Annotated in this window: 17 protein-coding genes and 1 other RNA gene; 4 read left to right on the top strand and 14 right to left on the bottom strand. The window is 66.6% G+C overall.

Annotated elements, in window-relative coordinates; genetic code table 11:
- Positions 1-175: 175 nt before the first annotated feature.
- Together rsrA and Q0A15_RS03625 are read right to left on the bottom strand one after the other, a co-directional pair.
- Positions 176-397, bottom strand: a complete 222-nt coding sequence (gene rsrA, locus Q0A15_RS03630; RefSeq protein WP_291278193.1) for a mycothiol system anti-sigma-R factor — start codon at positions 395-397, stop codon at positions 176-178.
- Between the two features lie 71 nt (positions 398-468).
- On the bottom strand, positions 469-1,125 hold the full coding sequence (locus Q0A15_RS03625) for a sigma-70 family RNA polymerase sigma factor (RefSeq protein ID WP_291278192.1): 657 nt from the start codon (positions 1,123-1,125) through the stop codon (positions 469-471).
- A gap of 147 nt (positions 1,126-1,272) precedes the next feature.
- Between Q0A15_RS03625 and Q0A15_RS03620 the strand changes: the two genes are divergently transcribed.
- From Q0A15_RS03620 to hisN, 4 genes are read left to right on the top strand one after another with little or no spacing between them, the layout of a single operon-like run.
- Complete coding sequence (locus Q0A15_RS03620; protein WP_291278173.1) at positions 1,273-1,794, top strand: DoxX family membrane protein; 522 nt, start codon at positions 1,273-1,275, stop codon at positions 1,792-1,794.
- Complete coding sequence (gene aroA, locus Q0A15_RS03615; RefSeq protein WP_291278172.1) at positions 1,791-3,134, top strand: 3-phosphoshikimate 1-carboxyvinyltransferase; 1,344 nt, start codon at positions 1,791-1,793, stop codon at positions 3,132-3,134. The genes Q0A15_RS03620 and aroA overlap by 4 nt, the downstream gene beginning before the upstream one ends.
- Positions 3,131-4,204: a ribosome small subunit-dependent GTPase A gene (gene rsgA / locus Q0A15_RS03610; protein WP_291278171.1), complete on the top strand. Its 1,074-nt coding sequence runs from the start codon at positions 3,131-3,133 to the stop codon at positions 4,202-4,204. Before aroA ends, rsgA begins: the two co-directional genes overlap by 4 nt.
- 1 nt (position 4,205) lies before the next feature.
- Positions 4,206-5,033: a histidinol-phosphatase gene (hisN, locus tag Q0A15_RS03605; RefSeq protein ID WP_291278170.1), complete on the top strand. Its 828-nt coding sequence runs from the start codon at positions 4,206-4,208 to the stop codon at positions 5,031-5,033.
- 101 nt (positions 5,034-5,134) lie between these two features.
- Here the strand turns inward: hisN and Q0A15_RS03600 are convergent, their stop codons facing one another.
- The 12 genes from Q0A15_RS03600 to Q0A15_RS03545 form a co-directional block, all read right to left on the bottom strand.
- A complete protein-coding gene (locus tag Q0A15_RS03600; RefSeq protein ID WP_291278169.1) occupies positions 5,135-5,593 on the bottom strand; it encodes a hypothetical protein in 459 nt (152 codons plus the stop codon).
- Between the two features lie 179 nt (positions 5,594-5,772).
- Positions 5,773-6,163: a transfer-messenger RNA gene (gene ssrA / locus Q0A15_RS03595) on the bottom strand.
- Positions 6,164-6,320: 157 nt separating this feature from the next.
- Complete coding sequence (smpB, locus tag Q0A15_RS03590) at positions 6,321-6,824, bottom strand: SsrA-binding protein SmpB (RefSeq protein WP_291278168.1); 504 nt, start codon at positions 6,822-6,824, stop codon at positions 6,321-6,323.
- Between the two features lie 112 nt (positions 6,825-6,936).
- Complete coding sequence (locus Q0A15_RS03585; protein ID WP_291278167.1) at positions 6,937-8,430, bottom strand: peptidoglycan DD-metalloendopeptidase family protein; 1,494 nt, start codon at positions 8,428-8,430, stop codon at positions 6,937-6,939.
- An 81-nt stretch (positions 8,431-8,511) separates the two neighbouring features.
- Positions 8,512-9,444 (bottom strand): permease-like cell division protein FtsX, encoded by a 933-nt coding sequence (ftsX, locus tag Q0A15_RS03580; protein WP_291278166.1) that lies wholly within the window; start codon positions 9,442-9,444, stop codon positions 8,512-8,514.
- On the bottom strand, positions 9,441-10,190 hold the full coding sequence (gene ftsE, locus Q0A15_RS03575; protein ID WP_291278165.1) for a cell division ATP-binding protein FtsE: 750 nt from the start codon (positions 10,188-10,190) through the stop codon (positions 9,441-9,443). The genes ftsX and ftsE overlap by 4 nt, the downstream gene beginning before the upstream one ends.
- 162 nt (positions 10,191-10,352) lie before the next feature.
- Positions 10,353-11,327: an aldo/keto reductase gene (locus tag Q0A15_RS03570; RefSeq protein ID WP_291278191.1), complete on the bottom strand. Its 975-nt coding sequence runs from the start codon at positions 11,325-11,327 to the stop codon at positions 10,353-10,355.
- Positions 11,328-11,337: 10 nt separating this feature from the next.
- Complete coding sequence (locus Q0A15_RS03565) at positions 11,338-11,937, bottom strand: hypothetical protein (RefSeq protein WP_291278164.1); 600 nt, start codon at positions 11,935-11,937, stop codon at positions 11,338-11,340.
- 20 nt (positions 11,938-11,957) lie between these two features.
- Complete coding sequence (locus Q0A15_RS03560) at positions 11,958-12,557, bottom strand: DUF402 domain-containing protein (RefSeq protein ID WP_291278163.1); 600 nt, start codon at positions 12,555-12,557, stop codon at positions 11,958-11,960.
- Positions 12,558-12,644: 87 nt separating this feature from the next.
- A complete protein-coding gene (gene acnA, locus Q0A15_RS03555; protein WP_291278162.1) occupies positions 12,645-15,350 on the bottom strand; it encodes an aconitate hydratase AcnA in 2,706 nt (901 codons plus the stop codon).
- Between the two features lie 226 nt (positions 15,351-15,576).
- Positions 15,577-17,004, bottom strand: a complete 1,428-nt coding sequence (locus Q0A15_RS03550; RefSeq protein ID WP_291278161.1) for a class I SAM-dependent RNA methyltransferase — start codon at positions 17,002-17,004, stop codon at positions 15,577-15,579.
- A partial coding sequence (locus tag Q0A15_RS03545) for an APC family permease (protein WP_291278160.1) occupies positions 17,001-18,519 on the bottom strand: 1,519 nt, incomplete at its 5' end. The genes Q0A15_RS03550 and Q0A15_RS03545, both read right to left, overlap by 4 nt.

Here is an 18,519-nt window from a genome sequence, read left to right as displayed (position 1 = left end):
TGAAGCGAAGGAGAAGCACCATGAGCAAGCGCGCACGCAAGCGTCGCAGCCGTAAGCACGGCGGCGCCAACCACGGCAAGCGTCCCAACGCCTGATCGTCGAGCGTCCTTGTCGGACGCCCGGAACAAGGGCCGACGGCGTGTGGTCACCACACGCCGTCGGCCCTTGTCATGTCTCAGTGCCCCTCGCTGACGCGAATCTCCTCGATCCGGACCTTGATGCGGGCGTGCAAGGCGGCGGGCGCGGCTTCATGGCAGGAGCGGGCCACCACGGAGCGGATGATGCACTCGAGGTCGTACTGCTGAGCGCATTCCGGGCACTCGGCGAGGTGCTCCTGCAGCTGCAGCAGCTCTTCCCAGCTCAGCGCACCGTTGAGGTAGTCATGGATCCGCTCCATCCTGGTGTCGGGATCGGCCGAACTCCCACAGCGTTCGAGTTCGTCTCCTTCAGCGGATGCTGTCGCGTGATTCATTTTCCTGCGTCCTTGGTCTTGGTTTTCTGTGCCCGTTTCTTCGCTGCCGCCCCGACGTCGACGCCGCGCTCCGCGGCGTAGTCGCTCAGCAGTTCCCGCAATTGCTTGCGCCCGCGGTGCAGCCGCGACATCACGGTGCCGATCGGCACCTCGAGGATCTCCGCTGCCTCCTTGTACGGGAAACCCTCGATGTCCACGAAGTACACGGCCAGCCGGAAGTCCTCCGGGATCGCTTGCAGAGCGTGTTTGACGTCCGAATCGGGCAGATGATCCAACGCCTGCGCCTCCGCAGAGCGCAAACCCGGGTCGTGGTGGTCTATGGCCTGACTCAGCTGCCAGTCCTCGACCTGTTCCGTCCCCGAGCGTTTGGGCTCACGCTGGCGCTTCCGGTACAGGTTGATGTAGGTGTTGGTCAGGATCCGGTACAGCCACGCCTTCAGGTTGGTCCCCGGCTTGTACTGGTGGAAGGACGCGTACGCCTTGGCGTAGGCCTCCTGCACCAGGTCCTCGGCGTCTGAGGGATGGCGGGCCATCCGCAACGCGGCCGAGTACAACTGGTCAACGTATTGCAGGGCATCCCGTTCGAAACGGGAGCGTCGTTCTTCCTCGGTCTCCGTGGCGACGTCCACCGGAGGGGTCTCTGAGGTACTCATCCCGGCCGAGTCTACGTGCGTCTGCACGGGGGTCATGGTCGCTTCCACATTCGGTACAACGTTTCCTTGCGCCGCGGATATTCCGCGGGCCCACCAACCGCGTGGGATGATGGAGGAGTCCACACGCCGAATCAATCCGGAGGAAACATGTCGCCGATCCGTACCATCGCCCGTCCGCTCCTGGCCGCACCCTTCGTGGCAGACGCCGTGTCCCGGCTCCGCACTCCCGGCGCCACCGCCGCGTCGTTGCGCCCACAGCTGGAACGGCTTGCGCGCCGTTTCCCGGCACTGCGGGCCCTCGCGGATCGTCCGGAACTCTTCACGCGCACGGTGGGTGGCGTCGAGGCCGGCGCCTCCCTCCTACTGGCCCTGGGCAAGGCCCCACGTCTCTCCGCGGCGCTGATCGTTGCGACTCAGGCGGCCACCTTGCCCGGGGACCTCTCCGCGGCCAAGACGCAGGGGAATCTCGTGACCACGGCCGTGACCCGGGCAGGGCTGGTGGGCGGCGCCCTCGTGGCCAGCGTCGACGGCGGCTCCCGCAACAAGATCAAGGCCGTGAAGGCGAACGCAGCCAAGGCCACCAAACGGGCGCAGCGTCGGGCCGATCGGGCCGAGGCGCGTGCGGCCAAGGCCGTCAAGAGCGCCGCGGACTCCTCCCAGGACGCATGAGCCGAGTGCCCGTCCCCGACCCGTGGCCCGCGCCGGTCTCCCCAGGACCGCTCGATGCCACCGTGGCCATTCCCGGTTCCAAGTCGCTGACCAATCGGCACCTCTTGGTGGCGGCGTTGGCGCGGGATCCCGTGGAGGTCGTGGCGCCCCTGGACTCCCGGGACTCACGCCTGATGCAGCGCGCCCTGACCGGACTGGGATCCGGCATCACCGAGAGCACTCGGGACGGCAGCCCCGTCTGGACGGTCTCACCGCTGCCGTTGGGCCCGGAAGCCGGCTCCGACCCGGTCAGCATCGATACCGGGCTGGCCGGCACCGTCATGCGCTTCGTCCCCGTCCTCGCGGCGCTTCAGCGCCGCCCGGTGACCTTCGACGGCGATGCCGCCGCGCGTCGTCGGCCGGTGGGTCCCGTCCTGCAGGCGCTGCGCGCCTTGGGCGCCCACGTGGACGGCGGTGAGGAAGGCTTCCTCCCGTTCACGGTCACCGGTAACGAGGCGGTCGTGGGCGGCGAGGTCAGCATCGATGCCTCCGGATCCAGCCAGTTCGTCTCTGCGCTGTTGTTGGCTGCGCCCCTGCTCCCCCATGGACTCACGCTGCGCCACACGGGATCCTCACTACCCAGCCCCCAGCACATCGGGATGAGCCTCGACGTACTGCGCGCGGCGGGCATCACGGCCTCGGCCGCCCCCGATCATCGCTCGTGGCGCGTGGAACCGGGGGTTCCCTCCCCCGGCCGCGTCGTCGTGGAACCGGATCTCTCCAACGCCGGCCCCTTCCTCGGGGCGGCGCTGATCTGCGGGGGCTCGGTCCGCATCCCGCATTGGCCCGCCACCACCACCCAGATCGGTGCGCTCTGGGAGGAGTTGTTACCGCGCATGGGCGCGCGGGTTCAACGCCTGCCCGACGGCTCGTTGCAGGTCAGCGGTGACGGCGGCATCGCCGGCGGCGAGTTCGCCGATACCGGCGAACTCGCGCCGACCCTGGCCGCGCTGTGCGCTCTGGCCGACGGCCCCAGTCGGCTGACGGGCATAGCCCACCTCAGGGGCCACGAGACCGACCGGTTGGCCGCCCTCGTCGCCGAACTGGCCCGCGTGGGGATCCAGGCACGAGAGCTCGAGGACGGCCTGGAGATCACCCCGGGCGCCGCAACCGCGCACGGCGCGGTCTGGGAGAGCTACGAGGACCACCGCATGGCCACCGCCGGAGCCATGGTGGGGCTGAGGATCCCAGGCGTCTCGGTTCGGGACGTGGCCACCACCTCCAAGACCATGCCGGATTTCGTCCACATGTGGGAGCGGATGCTCGCCACAGCAGGCACGCCGACAGGAGACGTCGCGTGAGCCGTCGCGAGTACGACGAGTCCGACGTCAGGATCCGGCCCAACAAGCGTGGTTCCAAGCCGCGCAGCAAGGACCGACCCAAACACGAGAACGCCGTGCTCGCCAGAGTCATCGGCGTGGATCGCGGGCGTTATCAGAGCGTGGTGAACGAGGGTGATGCCGGTGAGCGCACGGTGCAGGCCATGCGTGCCCGCGAATTGCGGCGCCAGGCCATCGTGCCCGGTGACCTCGTGGGCATGGTCGGAGACACCTCAGGGGCGCAGGGGTCCTTGGCCCGGATCGTGCGGATCCAGGATCGTTCCACCCTCCTGCGGCGCAGTGCCGATGACACCGACGAGGTGGAACGCGTTGTGGTGGCCAATGCTGACAGACTGGTCATCGTGGTCGCGGCGGCCGATCCCGAACCCCGCACCGGATTCATCGACCGTGCGCTCGTTGCGGCTCACGATGCCGGGATCACCCCCGTCCTGGTGATCACCAAGGCGGACCTGCGTGAGCCCTCCGAGTTGGTGCGGTGCTACACGCCGTTGGTCTCACGTGTGATCGTCTCCCGCTCCGACGACGAGAACGTGGAGAATCCGGCGCTCTCGTCCGAGGCCGTCGAAGCCTTGCGCAGCGAACTGGACGGCCACATCTCCGCCCTCCTCGGCCACTCCGGGGTGGGCAAATCCACCATGGTCAATGCCCTGACCGGTGCGGGCCGCGCCACGGGTCACGTCAACGCGGTCACGGGACGCGGGCGGCACACCTCCTCCTCCGCGATCGCCCTGAAGCTGCCGGGTGCAAATCCAGGAAGCTGGATCGTGGACACACCTGGTGTGCGCTCCTTCGGGTTGGCCCATGTGCCTCCCGAGGGCGTGGTGAACGCCTTCGAGGACCTGGTGGATGCCACTGCTGACTGCCCGCGAGGATGCACCCATGCCGAGGACTCGCCCGGGTGCGCGTTGGACGGTTGGGTCGCTTCCGGGCATGCGGGCGTTTTCGGTGCGGCCCGGCTGGAGTCCCTCCGCCGGTTGCTGGCATCACGACAGGACGACACCCAGGCGGAGAAGGAACTCGGCAACCACTAGCATGGGATCCATGGCGAGCCATTCCGACGATCTGCACCTGGCCCATCTCATGGCGGAAGCCGTCGACGAGGTGACGCTGCGCCGCTTCCACTCCTCCGACCTGGTCGTGGAGACCAAACCCGATCTGACGCCTGTCACCGATGCCGACAAACGCGCCGAGGAATCCATCCGTGGGCACCTGGGACGCGCCCGCCCGCGCGATGCCGTCTACGGCGAGGAATTCGGCACCTCCGGGCACAGCGACCGTACCTGGATCATCGATCCCATCGACGGGACCAAGAACTTCGTCCGTGGCGTCCCCGTGTGGGCCACCCTGATCGGCCTGGTGGAGGAGGGCGAGGTCGTGGTCGGCATGGTCTCCGCACCGGCGCTCAACCGGCGATGGTGGGCCGCCAAGGATCAGGGGGCCTATGTGGGCCGTTCCCTGGCACAGTCCCGCCGCCTCCGGGTCTCCAAGGTCTCCCGGCTCGAGGATGCCTCACTCTCCTATTCCTCACTGACCGGGTGGCGGGAGAACGGTCATCTCGACGGGATGCTGAACCTTCAGGACCGCATCTGGCGCTCCCGCGGCTACGGGGACTTCTTCTCCTACACGCTGCTGGCAGAAGGGGCCGTGGACATCGCGACGGAGCCCGAGCTGAACCTCTACGACATGGCCGCACTGGTTCCCCTGGTGACGGAGGCCGGCGGCCGCTTCACCTCCTTGCAGGGCGAGGACGGGCCGTTCGGAGGCAACGCACTGGCCACCAACTCCCTGCTGCATGACGAGGTGCTCTCCGTCCTCGGGACCTTGGACGACGAGCCGACGCCCACGCCGATCCCCCGCTGATCTCCTTCGGCGCTGCTCCGCTGCCTTCCCCGGACACGACGACGGCGGGGCACCACGACCTTCGAGTCATGGTGCCCCGCCGTCGATACGTGTGGAGCCGGTTACTTCTTCAGCTGTGCCGTCAGACCCTGGATGAGGCTGCCCACGTACGCCGCGGCGCCGACCACAGCGACTCCGATACCGGTGGACAGGAACGTCTGGCCGACGTAGTAGAGCTTCTTGACCTCGACGTAGGTCTGGTCGTAGTCCTCTTCCGAGTGGGAGCTGGTGCCCGTCAGGGTGAAGATCAGCCCGAGGATCACCAGGACCAGAGCCACGCCAAGGGCGATCAGCCCGGCCAGGTTGAAGATCTTGGCGGTGTCGGCAGGAGCCTTGGGCTTGGGCTGCGCGTACTGGGCTCCGGGCTGCCCGTACCCTTGAGGAGCTCCAGGAGCGCCCTGGCCGGGTGCAGGAGCGCCGTACCCCGCCGGACCCGCCGGGTGGTGCGCAGAGGCCGAGGAGGGCGCCTGCTGGGGATGGGCCGGGTTGTTCTGTCCCTGCCAGCCGTTGGGGGTGGTCATGATGCTCCTGTTCCGTCAGAGCCGCTCTCGGGCGGGCGCCTGAATACGTATCGGTGTTAGTGCTCATCAAAGAAGCTACGTGGATTTGCCAGGGCGCACAAACCGAACACGCCACGGAGGCCAACCTTGCGGACACGACAAGACCCCCCGTCGATCCGAGGATCGACGGGGGGTCTGACAGGTGGAGCCGGCGGGAATCGAACCCGCGTCCGATGCTGTGATGCCAGGTCTTCTCCGGGCGCATTCCTGATTGAGATTTCTCTGCCCCATGAACCGTCACCAGAACGAGCGATTCGTGGATATCTCTGGGCACAGTCACGGTGGGTGTCCCTCACCACCCCCGTGACGCGGGTGGTGAAGCAGTGGCTACCTAGCTGACGTCAGGATCCCAGGCGATAGCATCCTGGGTCTGACGGACTGCTACTGGCTGCGATTATCAGGCAGCGAGAGCGAAGTCAGTGCGCTTGGATTCGGCACTTATGGTTTTGCAGAGAGCGTTGACGAGATGACTCTGCATCCTCGGCCCGCTTCCCCTGATCAACGACTGCATCGTCGAAACCGATCGGCCCCGTATGTGGTTGTCACGACGTTCTACCTTTCAGGCTTCCCGTCGAACCGTCCCGCGCTCTCACGCGGAATACATCAAGTCTAACGCACTTCATGGGCAGTTCATTCCCGCAGCCCGTCCTCTCCGGAAGACACGTTCAGCGGTGCCTCGGATACGGACTCAGGAGATGCCGCCGCGCCGGTTGGCAGCACGCATGGCCCGCTGGGCCTCACGGTTGTCCTGTTTGGCTCGCAACGCATGACGCTTGTCGTATTCCCGGTTACCACGGGCCAACGCGATCTCCAGCTTGGCGCGGCCTTCCTTGAAGTACAGCCGCAACGGGATGATCGTCAGACCGGCCTCGTCCACCTTCCGCTGGATCTTGGCGAGTTCGTCACGATGAAGCAAGAGCTTGCGACGACGCCGGGCGGCGTGGTTGGTCCAGGAGCCGTTCAGGTATTCGGGGATGTAGATCTGCTCCACGTAGAGCTCGTCACGGTAGAACTGGCAGAAGCCGTCCACCAGGGAGGACTTCCCCTCACGCAGCGACTTCACCTCGGTACCGGTGAGGACCATGCCGGCCTCCCAGGTGTCCAGGATGGTGTAGTCGTGGCGCGCCTTACGGTTCGTGGCAACAACGAGGTTCCGTGGGTCGTCGACCTTTTTCTTCTTGGTCTTGGCCATGGCCGTGTCCCCCTCGTCTACTGGTGCTCCACCGCTGTCAGCGGTGCCGACGCCCGTTGCTGGGCGCGGAAGTCACCATTTTAGCGCTTGTCGGTTGGGAATTCCCAACGGGTCACGGAAGGAGTCCGAGCGGGTTGCGGTAGCTACCGTCCACGATGGTCTCGAAGTGCAGGTGGCAACCGGTGGAGTTGCCCGTGGTGCCGACGTAGCCGATGGTCTGGCCCTGCTGAACCTTCTGACCGACGCTGACCGCCACCCTGGACATGTGGTGGTAGTTGGTGGTGAGGGCGTGGCCCTTCACGACCGCGTGGTCCAGGGAGACCACGATGCCGTGGGTGCTCTTGGAGCCGGCTTCTCGCACCGTGCCCGCGGCAGCGGCCTTGATGGGTGCCCCACATTGCCCGCCGTAGCCCCAGTCCTGCCCGCCGTGGACGTAGCCGCCCGTGCCGAGATAGTCGATGGTGCCTGCCGGCGTGGGCCGCCAGCCGAATCCGGAGGAGATGTAGCCGCCGGTCGAGGGGACGATGAGGCCCCACGAGGACTTCTGCACGGAACCGGACGGAGTCGCGTTGCTCGTGGCCGTGTTGGCCCTGGTCTGCGCAGCGGCCGCCTGACGCTGCAGCTTCGCCGCATTGGCCGCGCGAGCCTGGCGCGCCTTCTCTGCCGCGGCAGCCTTCTTCTTGGCCTCCGCACGGGCCTTACGTGCCCGTTCCTCCGCCTCACGCTTCAAGCGCTCCTGGCGTTCCTTGATCTGCGCGTCGATGGACCTCTGCTCGCTGCGCTGCTTGTCGAGTCGGCCCTTGGCCGAGGCGACCTCACCCTTGAGCCGCTTCTGAGTCGCAGAGGTCTTGGACACCAGGGAATCCAAGGTGGCCTTGGCCTGCTGCGCCTCGCTGCGGGCAGCCTGAGTCCGGCTGAGGGCGGCGTCCGCCTGCTCCTTGAGATCCTCGATCTCAGCGGCGATGGTCTTCAGCCGGGCCTCGTTGTTCCGGTTGGTCGCATCAGCCGAGCGCAGGTTCGCGATCTTCTTGTTGCGCGACTCCGCAGCACGGTTCGCCATTTCCATGGACGTCGCCATGTCCGAGGGGTCCGCGCCGGAGAAGAGCATGGACAGGTTGTTGTTGCTCTGTCCACCTTGGCGGTAGGCCTGCGATGCGATCTGACCGGCCGCTTGCTCGTTCTCGGCACGCGCGGCTGCATTGCGTTCCCGTTTGGCTTCCAGATCGGCCTGGTCCTTCTTCGCTGCGGTGAGCCGGTTCTGCAACGCGGTGAGCTCCCGCTGGGCGGCAGCCACCTTGGCCTCGGCGTCGCTGACCCGCTGCTTGGCCGCAGGCACCTTGTCCTGGTAGGACTTCAGCTGGTCTGCCGTGGTCTGGACCTCCGCGTGCAAGCCCTCGAGGTCCTCCTGTGTGCCCTTCACCTGCTTGTCGATCTGGGCCTTCTTGTCATCCAACTTGTCGGCCTGGGCCGGTACCACGCCCGCCCCGAAGGTGAACGCACCGACCAGCAGGGAACCGAGGACGGCGCGGGCCAGCTTGGCCGGCTTTCTCGACGCCGCCCGACGTGTGGGCTGGGTGGACCGAGACATGACAGATTTCGAGCTCACGAGGAGTTCCTTTCCGGCTGGTGGGGAAGACACCGGGATGGATCGGGATCGGTCGGGCGGGGCCCGAGGCGGACGGAGGGACTAAACCTTAAGGTATCGCCTCAAGGTCAGGACTGAGGAGAGGCCGGCCAACACCACGCCGATGAGGATGAGGACCGGAGCCACCCACCACATCTGTTCCACGCCGATGAAAGCGACGCCGGGGTTCTCCGGCGCGAGGCGGTCCTGGACCACGAACTGGAGCACCGCCCAGAGCACCGCCGAGGACAGGATCGCTCCGATCGCGGCGGCGATCACGCCTTCCAGGACGAAGGGCAGTTGGATGACGGTGCGGGAGGCACCGACCAACCGCATGATCCCTGTTTCCCTACGTCTGGAGAAGGCGGAGAGTCTGATGGTGGTCGCGATCATCAACACCGCGCAGACCAGCATCACCACCGCGATGACGATCGCGACGACGGAGGCCACATTGATCAGTTTGAAGACGGTGTCGAGGTAGTCGCGCTGGTCCGCAACCGAGTCCACCCCTGGCTGGGAGGAGAACTGCTCGTTGATCACGGGATACTTCTCGGGGTCAACCAATTTCACGCGGAACGAGCCGGGGAGCTGGTCCTCCGTCACCGACGACGCGATGTCGGAATTGGAGAACTGGTCCTGGAAGTGTTCAAAAGCTTCCTTCGGCGACTCGTAGGCGAACGAGTCGACGTACGGTTTCATCTGCGCGGAGTTGAGCAGCTCCTCGATGTGGTCACGCTGAGCGTCCGTGACCTCGGCAGGCTGCCCGTCGGAACCCACAGGACAGTTGCTGGAGACCGAGGTCGAGTTGCACATGAAGATGGCGACCTGGACCTTGTCGTACCAGTAATCCTTCATCTGGTTCACCTGGGACTGCAGCAGTCCCGATGCACCCACGAAGGTCAGCGACACGAAGGTGACCAGGATAACGGAGAGCACCATGGACAGGTTGCGACGCAGCCCTGTGAAGATCTCGCTGAGCACGAAGGAGAGTCTCATATCTCGTCCTCCTCGCTGTCGAAGGGCGCCAGAGCAGGCGCGCCCGCGATGTGGGAAACGCCCGAGGCGTGGTACTCACCCTTGGCCTCGTCACGTACCACCACGCCACCGTCGAGTTCGATGACTCGATGACGGCGCGAGTTCACGATCTCGTCATCGTGCGTGGCCATGACCACCGTGGTGCCGTTCTGGTTGATGCGTTCAAGCACTTCCATGATCCCGAGACTGGTTTCCGGATCCAGGTTGCCTGTGGGCTCGTCCGCCAACAGTATGGCGGGACGGTTGACGACGGCACGGGCGATCGCCACGCGCTGCTGCTCTCCGCCGGAGAGTTCGTGCGGGAGGCGTTGTTCCTTCTTCTCCAGGCCGACGGTGGCCAGCACCTCGGGTACGGTCTCCTTGATCATGGCGCGGGATTTACCGATCACCTGCATGGCGAACGCCACGTTCGCGAACACGGTTTTCCCCGGCAGGAGTCGGAAGTCCTGGAACACCACACCGATGTTGCGGCGCAGCAGCGGAACCTTCCACCCAGGCAGTCGATCCACGTTGGTCCCGGCGACATACACGGAACCGCTGGTGAGTTGTTCCTCACGCAGCACCAGCCTGATGAAGGTGGACTTACCCGAACCCGAAGGTCCCACGAGGTAGGCGAAGTCGCCGCGGTCCACCGTGAGGTCCACGTCGCGCAGCGCAGGGCGCTCACGCGAGTCGTAGACCTTGGTGACGTGGTCGAAAGTGATCATAGAGTCCCTGGCACACCAGCCGCAGGCGGATACGGACGAGTCTGTGTGCCGGAGGTCGGGGAAGGAGACCGCCAGTGTCCGACCACTTTACGCACCGTACGTGATCAAATCGTGATCCTTCGCGTGCGTGTCGGGCACCGGAGGCTGTGAATCCTGGTCGGCTCAGAACAACGCGATGGGCTGAGGGGCTGGGAAGATCGCGTCCAGTTCCGCCAGTTCCTGGGCCGTGGGAGTCCAGGTCCATGCCTCGGCGTTCTGCGCGATCTGCTCCGGGCGCGTGGCACCGGCGATCACCGAGGCCACCGGATCCTGAGCCAGCAGCCACCCGAAGGCGACGATGACCTCGGACAGTCCCCGTGCTGCGGCGAACTCACCGAAAGCCACCAGCTGATCCAGGTCCGCGCTTTCCAAGACCTCTTGGCGCGAATGCGAGAGCCGGCTGCCTGACGGGGCCTGGCCAGAGGAGTACTTGCCGGTCAGCAGGCCGTTGGCCAAGGGGAAGTACGGCAGCACGCCGAGGCCGTAGGCGCGGGATGCGGGAAGCACCTCGAGCTCCGCACGCCGATCGATCAGGTTGTAGTGGTTCTGCGCGGAGATGAAGCGCTCCGTCCCCAGCTCGCGGGCCACGAACTCGGCCTCGGCGATCTGCCAGCCGGCCCGGTTCGAATGCCCGATGTAACGCACCTTGCCGGAAGTCACCAACGTGTCCAGGGCGGAGAGCGTCTCCTCGATGGGGGTGGCCGGGTCGGGAGTGTGGAACTGGAAGAGATCCAGGTGGTCGGTTCCCAAACGTCTCAGGGAGTTCTCGACCGCCGTGAGAACGTAGCGTCGGGAGCCGCGCGCGCCGAAGTCCGGCCCGTTGGCCCCGCGCACATCCATGCCGAACTTGGAGGCGACGACCACCTCGTCGCGGTGCGAGCCGAGGGCCTTTCCCAGACGGGTCTCGCTCAGCCCGGCCTCCACACCGTAGTTGTCTGCGGTATCGAAGAAGGTGATTCCGGCGTCCAGCGCAGCGTGGACCACCGCGTCCGCTCCATCCTGGTCCAGCGTCGCGGTGCCGGAACGTCCCAGGTTGTTGCAACCGAGGCCGATCCGCGAGACGGTCAGCCCCGAATTCCCCAGACGGGTGGTGGGCATGTCGGTCATGTCAGTTCTGCTCCTGCAACTCGTTGACGGTCTCCTCGTCCACCGGGAAGGAACCCCGGTAGGGCTGCGGCTGCTTGACCCTGGCGTCGGCCGGTTCGGAGCCAGCCGCCACTGCGATCACGGCACGGTTCACGTCGGAGCGGACGGTCTCCCGCAGGCACGTCATGACGGCCTTCACCGCAAGCTTGGGGGCAGGCGTGAGCACCGTGACCGTGAGCCCTGAGGCGCCGAACACCGAGGCCTCCACGGTTCCGAGGCCGCGCCAGGCCAGGTGACCGGTCAAACCCGACACCACGGCGTCGCGCAGGGAGCGGTCACGCGCCTGTGGCTCGGCGTGCTTGAGTGGGAAACGAACGTGCAGCCAGGACTGCTCCTCGACGGCCAGTTCACGGTATCCATCGGTCTCACAGGACTCCGCGAAGGCGGCCAGCAGTCCCTCGCCGGCCTCCGGAGTCAGGTCGTCCTCCACCACCGGGGTCTCGGAAAGTCGCCCTACAGGGCCCCGGTTGATCACGAACTGAGCCGTCTCCTCGTCGTACCACGCCTCGCGGAAGCTCAGGCTCCCGTCCTCCTCAGTGCGGTACGTGCGCAAAATCGCCATGCTGTGCCCTCTTCTTTCCTTCAGCGCCCCAGCAGGGCGCGGCCTTGAGCGAAGCGCGCCTTCGCGCGCCCGTCGAACGGTGGTGTGTGGTGCCCGACGGCGGCCAGCAGCTTGGCCGCCTCGGCTCGCGTGGCGTGGATCAACTCCTGTGGGTAGCCGAGTTCTTCGCTGTGCTGCTCGAACTCGTCCTCATCGTCCAGATAGACGTCCTGCCCTGCCCGCTCCACGACGTCCAGGTCCATGTCCACCGAGTGGACCTCCCATTCCCCGGAAGCCAGAGGTGACCAGCCGATCTCGGTGGACACGTCGATGTAGATCAGCAGTCCGTTACGGCGCACACCTGCGTGGAAGGTCGCGATCCACTCCCCCGTGTCAGGGATGAGGACCACGGCATCGTCGCCTGCCGTGAAGGCGGCGCCGGGGCGAGCCACGAAGGAGCCGGCCGGTTGATAGATCCACTCTCCGTCGTCGTCGGAGCCCAGGGCGACGCCGTCCACGACCCAATGCGCGTATCCGTCGTATTTCCAGGCCCGCGTCACGACGCGCTCCCCCGGAACCAGCGGCTCCGGCCTACGAGGACGCTGCGGAACCACGCGGGCACTGATCGGCTGCCGATTCATCACGGAGATCAACTCTACTAGCACGAGGGCCCGGTCCCTCCCCTGAGTATCAGGGGAGGGACCGGGCCCTCGTGGGTAAGACCTGGATCAGGCCTCTGCGGCGATGTTGCGCAGCACGTACTGCAGGATGCCGCCGTTGCGGTAGTAGTCGGCCTCACCGGGGGTGTCGATACGCACCACGGCGTCGAACTCGGTGACCTTACCGTCCTGGGCGGTGGCCGTCACGTGGACGGTCTTGGGGGTGGAGCCATCGTTGAGCGCGGTGACGCCGGAGACCGCGAAGGTCTCGGTGCCGTCCAGGCCCAGCGTGTCAGCGGACTCGCCCTCGGGGAACTGCAGCGGGAGAACGCCCATGCCGATCAGGTTGGAGCGGTGGATGCGCTCGTAGCTCTGAGCGATGACTGCGCGAACGCCAAGCAGTGCGGTGCCCTTGGCTGCCCAGTCACGCGACGATCCGGTGCCGTACTCCTTACCGGCCAGGACCACGAGCGGGGTGCCCTCGGCCTGGTAGTTCTGAGCGGCGTCGTAGACGTAGGACTGGGGGGCGTCGGCCTGAGTGAAGTCGCGGGTGAAGCCACCCTCGACGCCGTCCAGCAGCTGGTTCTTGATGCGGATGTTGGCGAAGGTACCGCGGATCATGACCTCGTGGTTACCACGGCGGGAGCCGTAGGAGTTGAAGTCCTTGCGATCCACACCGTGCTCGATCAGGTACTTACCGGCCGGGGTGTCCGACTTGAAGGAACCTGCGGGCGAGATGTGGTCGGTGGTGACCGAATCGCCCAGCTTGAGCAGCACGCGGGCGCCATCGATGTCCTGCACCGGAGCCGGGGTGGACTCCATACCCTCGAAGTACGGGGGCTTGCGGACGTAAGTGGACTCGTCGGCCCACTCGAAGGTGTTGCCCTCGGGGGTGTCGATGGAGCGCCAGCGCTCGTCACCGTCGAAGACGGAGGCGTAGTCCTTGGAGAACATGTCGCGGTCGATGGAGGCGTCGATGACTTCCTGGACCTCGACCGGGTTGGGCCAGATGTCGGAGAGGAAGACGTCGTTGCCGTCAGCGTCCTGCCCCAGGGCGTCGTTCTCGAAGTCGAAGTCCATGGTGCCTGCCAGGGCGTAGGCGATGACCAGCGGCGGGGAGGCCAGGTAGTTCATCTTCACGTCCGGGTTGATGCGGCCCTCGAAGTTACGGTTACCGGAGAGCACCGCGGTGGCGGTGAGGTCGTTGGCCTGGACCGCCTCGGAGATCTCGGTCTCCAGCGGACCGGAGTTACCGATGCAGGTGGCGCAGCCGTAGCCCACGATGTAGAAGCCGAGCTCCTCGAGGAACGGGATCAGACCGGACTTCTCGTAGTAGTCGGTGACGACCTTGGAACCGGGGGCCACGGAGGTCTTGACCCACGGCTTGGCCGCGAGGCCCTTCTTCACGGCGTTGCGGGCCAGGATGGCCGCGGCGAGCATGACGGAGGGGTTGGACGTGTTGGTGCAGGAGGTGATGGAGGCGATGGACACGAAACCGTGATCCAGCGCGAACTCGCGACCGTCTTCCATCGTGACGTCCACGGACTTGGACGGACGGCCGAGGCCGAGCGCGTCCTCATCCTGCGTGTAGGTGTGGATGTCCTTGCGGAACTGCTCCTTGGCATCCGTCAGGACGATGCGGTCCTGCGGGCGCTTGGGGCCGGCGATGGAGGGAACCACGGTGGAGAGGTCCAGCTCGAGGTACTCGGAGTACTTGGCTTCCTTGGAGGCGTCGTGCCAGAGGCCCTGCTCCTTGGTGTAGGCCTCGACCAGAGCCAGGTTCTCGTCACTGCGGCCGGTGAGGTGCAGGTAGTCCAGGGTGACCTGGTCGATCGGGAACATGGCGGCGGTGGAGCCGAACTCCGGGGACATGTTGCCGATGGTGGCGCGGTTGGCCAGCGGCACGGCCGCGACGCCCTCGCCGTAGAACTCCACGAACTTGCCGACCACGCCGTGGTCGCGCAGCATCTCGGTGATGGTCAGCACCACGTCGGTGGCGGTGGCGCCAGCCGGGATGGAGCCGGAGAGCTTGAAGCCCACCACGCGAGGGATCAGCATGGAGACGGACTGGCCGAGCATGGCAGCCTCTGCCTCGATGCCACCCACGCCCCAGCCGAGCACACCCAGGCCGTTGACCATGGTGGTGTGGGAGTCGGTTCCGACGCAGGAGTCGGGGTACGCGCGCAGCTTGCCGTCCACCTCACGGGTCATGACGGTGCGTGCCAGGTACTCGATGTTGACCTGGTGAACGATGCCGGTTCCCGGGGGAACCACCTTGAAGTCATCGAAGGCGGTCTGGCCCCAGCGCAGGAACTGGTAACGCTCGCCGTTGCGCTGGTACTCGATCTCCATGTTGCGATCGAGGGCAGCCTCGGAGCCGAAGGTGTCGATCTGCACCGAGTGGTCGATGACCAGCTCGGCGGGGGCCAGCGGGTTGACGCGGGAGGCGTCGCCGCCCATGTCCTTGACGGCCTCACGCATGGTGGCGAGGTCGACGACGCAGGGAACGCCGGTGAAGTCCTGCATGATCACGCGGGCAGGCGTGAACTGGATCTCCACGCTGGGCTCGGCGTCCGGATCCCAGTTGGCCAGGGCCTTGATGTGATCTGCTGTGATGTTTGCGCCGTCCTCGGTCCGCAGGAGATTCTCCAGCAGCACCTTCAGGCTGTACGGCAGCTTGTCTGCGCCTTCCACGGCGTTCAGACGGAAAATTTCGTATTCGGTCCCCTGGACGTCCAATACGCCCTTGGCACCAAAGCTGTCCACGTTGGTCATGGGACTCCTCTCGCTTTCACTCCATCATGATGGTCGCAGCCCACCCCTGCCAGTGAGGGTCACCTCACCATGAAACGCAAGAGAAGCGCGACGGAGATACTTCCCCATTCTAACAATGTCAACCCCCGAATCTCGACACGCGATCGTTCGGGTTACGCAACGGTCGCAAACGGCCATCGTCCCTGGGCGACACGCCGCATTGCGTCACGACTCCCGTGCGCCATTCTCAGGCCTTGGTGAACACGGCCACGGACTCCAGATGGTGGGTGTGCGGGTACAGGTCGAATCCGCGGATTCGACTCATCCGGTAGCCTGCCTCCGCCAGACGTGCCGCGTCCTTGGCCAGGGCTGCAGGGTCGCATGCCACGTAGACCACCGTGTCCGTGCCCGACGCGGCGATGGCCGAGACCGCGCGAACGCCGGCTCCCGCACGGGGCGGATCGAGCACCACTGCGTTGTACTTTTCCGCGTCGGTCTCGAGGACGCGTTCCACGCGTCCTTGCACAGCGGTGGCCTGCGGGAATCGGCGCAGGTTGTATTCGGCATCCCGGTGGGTACCCGGTGCGCCCTCGATGGACACGAGCTTCCCACTGCCGGTGACGGCCTGTGCCAGTGGCACGCTGAAGAGGCCCGCCCCACCGTAGAGGTCGGCGACCGCCTGTCCCTGCTCCGCTCCGACCGCATCCAACACGGCCCTGGTCAGAGTGACCGGCGCGCTTCGGTGTACCTGCCAGAAGCCCTCCCCCGTGACCCTGAAGTCGAACCCCTCGACGCGTTCGATCAGGTCGGTCGCTCCGCGCAGCGGGGTCAAGGACCCCGCGCCGTCGGCAGCGGCGCCACCGGTCTGGACCAACGAGGCCACCGCCACGCCGTCGGGCAGCGAGGCCGCCACGCGCTCCACCGCCGCCAGGCCGGTCCTGGTGGGGGCAGATACGGGGCGAGGACCACGACCGCGGCGTCCGCGGGCCTGCCGAGGAGCACTGGTCCGCGTTTCCGGCACCAGCAGGACCAGCGCTTGACCCTGGGTCGGTACGGCCACCTCCACCCGCTCCAGGCCGCTCAGGTCAAGGTCCCCGAGCCCGAGCCGGTCCACGGCCGCCACCGCCAACGGGAATTCCGGGGTGGGGATCATGCGGTGTGAGGCGCGGGCGCGCATGGCCAGGCGGCCCCCGGCATCCACGCCGAAGGCTGACCTGGTGCGCCAGTGCAGCCCGTCCGCCGACTCCTCCAGGGCCGGTTCCACGCCGGTGAAGCCGAGGTCGGCGGCGTCGATCCCGGCCAGCCTGCTCAGCTGCCCCTCGAGAATCCGCCCCTTCAGCTCCCGCTGATAGGCGAGCTCCAGGTGTCCGAACTCCGCGCCTCCCGGGACCTCGTCCGGACCGTGCAGCAAGACGTCCGCTTGCGGCCACACGTGCGGGACCCGGTGCTCCGATGCCGAGAGCACCTCGATGACGTCGCCTGCCAGCCAGCGAGCCTTGGGCTTGTGCGGATCCAGCCTGACCCGAACGCGTTCACCCGGTGCCCCGTGCCGGGCGAAGACCGCACGCCCGTCCACGCGTCCCACCACAGGACCGTCCTTGGCGATGTCGGTGAGTTCCACCTCCACGACCTCGGCGTCGCGTGGCTCCTGGTCGGCGTGCACTTGCTCGGTCACTGGCTCATTCCCCCGTCTCGTTCTGCATGCTCTTGTGTGGTGCCTGAAGCGTGTGGTCCCTCAAGCGTGTGGCCCGGCGTCCGCTCCGGCGTGACCGCGGCGGCGGCCTGCCCGCTCAACTGCCACGGGACCGTGGCCAGGACGACTCCCGGCTCCCTGCGCAACCGAGACCTCAAACGGATACCGGCCTGATTGTGGACCAGTGTCTCCCACCAGTGCCCCACCACATATTCCGGCAGGTACACGACCACCAGATCACGTGGGCCCTTGCGGCGCAGCCGCCTGATGTGGTTCAGCAGCGGCGGGAGCATCACCCGATACGGGGAGGCCAGCACGGTCAGCGGTGTGGGTAGACGCAGCGCGGTCCACGCTTCAACGGCTCGCGAGGTCTTCTCCGGGTCGTTGTCGACGAGCACCGCTTCGAGGTGGTGGGGTCTCGTGGCCCTGGCGTAGCTGAGGGCCCGGAGGACCGGCTTACGCACGGTGGAGACCAGGACCAAAGCGTGGACCCGGGAGGGCAGGGAGGTCTCCGGTGCGGTGCCGTCGGTTCCCTCCGCCACCGCGAGTTCGGCGTCCACCCGCATGTAATGTGCGTGAATCCGCGTCATCCCCAAGGTGAGCACCACGATGGCCACCACGGCCAGCCAGGCGCCATGGGTGAACTTGGTGATGAGCACCACGGCCAGCACCAACAGGCTCAGGGTGGCCCCCACCACGGAGAGCACCCGCCGCCGATGCAGTGCCGACTTCCTTGCTCCACGCGGAAGCGCGCGCAGCCGCAGTGTCCAATGCCGCGTCATGCCCGCCTGGGAGAGCGTGAAGGAGACGAAGACACCGACCACGTACAGCTGCACCAGCACGGACAGATGCGCCCCCGTGGCCAGTACCAACACCAGAGCGGAGGCTGCGAGCACCAGGATCCCGTTGGAGAATCCCATCCGGTCACCGCGGGTGCGCAGCTGCCGAGGCAGATAGCCATCCGTGGCCAGGTGGAAAGCCAGGCGAGGGAAGGAACCGAAACCTGAGAGCCCTGCGGCCAACAGCACCAGCACCGTGACGGCGCCGAAGGCAATGACCGGCCAGCCGCTGCCGAACACGGCCTGCGTCAGCTGGGACAGGACCGGGGCCTGGACGTAGTCCTCGACGGCCGCGCCGTGCAGGGAAAGCTGGGTCGAGGGATCCTCCACGACGTTGACCCCAGTGGCCCTCGCCAACCACATCACGCCCAACGTCAGCGCCGTCGCGGTCAGGCCCAAACACACCAGCACCCGGCCGGCATTCACGGCCCGCTGGCGGGCCAGCTCGGTGACACCCGAGATGGGCGTCTCGACTCCCGTGAGCGCGGCCGATCCGGTGGAGAAGGCTCTCAGCACCAGCGCCAGGCCCAGGAGCCCGGTCACCCCTGCATCGTCCACCGGGATCAACGTGAACTCCGCACTGGGGGCCCTGCCCAGACGTCCCGCTGCGGAGAGCACCAACCCCACCACCACGATCACGACGAGGGTGAGGACGAAC

The sequence above is a fragment of the Galactobacter sp. genome (assembly GCF_022712295.1).
Taxonomy (GTDB): domain Bacteria; phylum Actinomycetota; class Actinomycetes; order Actinomycetales; family Micrococcaceae; genus Galactobacter.
Note: the sequence above shows the minus strand (reverse complement) of the source record. Positions and strands in the feature narration are given on the sequence as shown.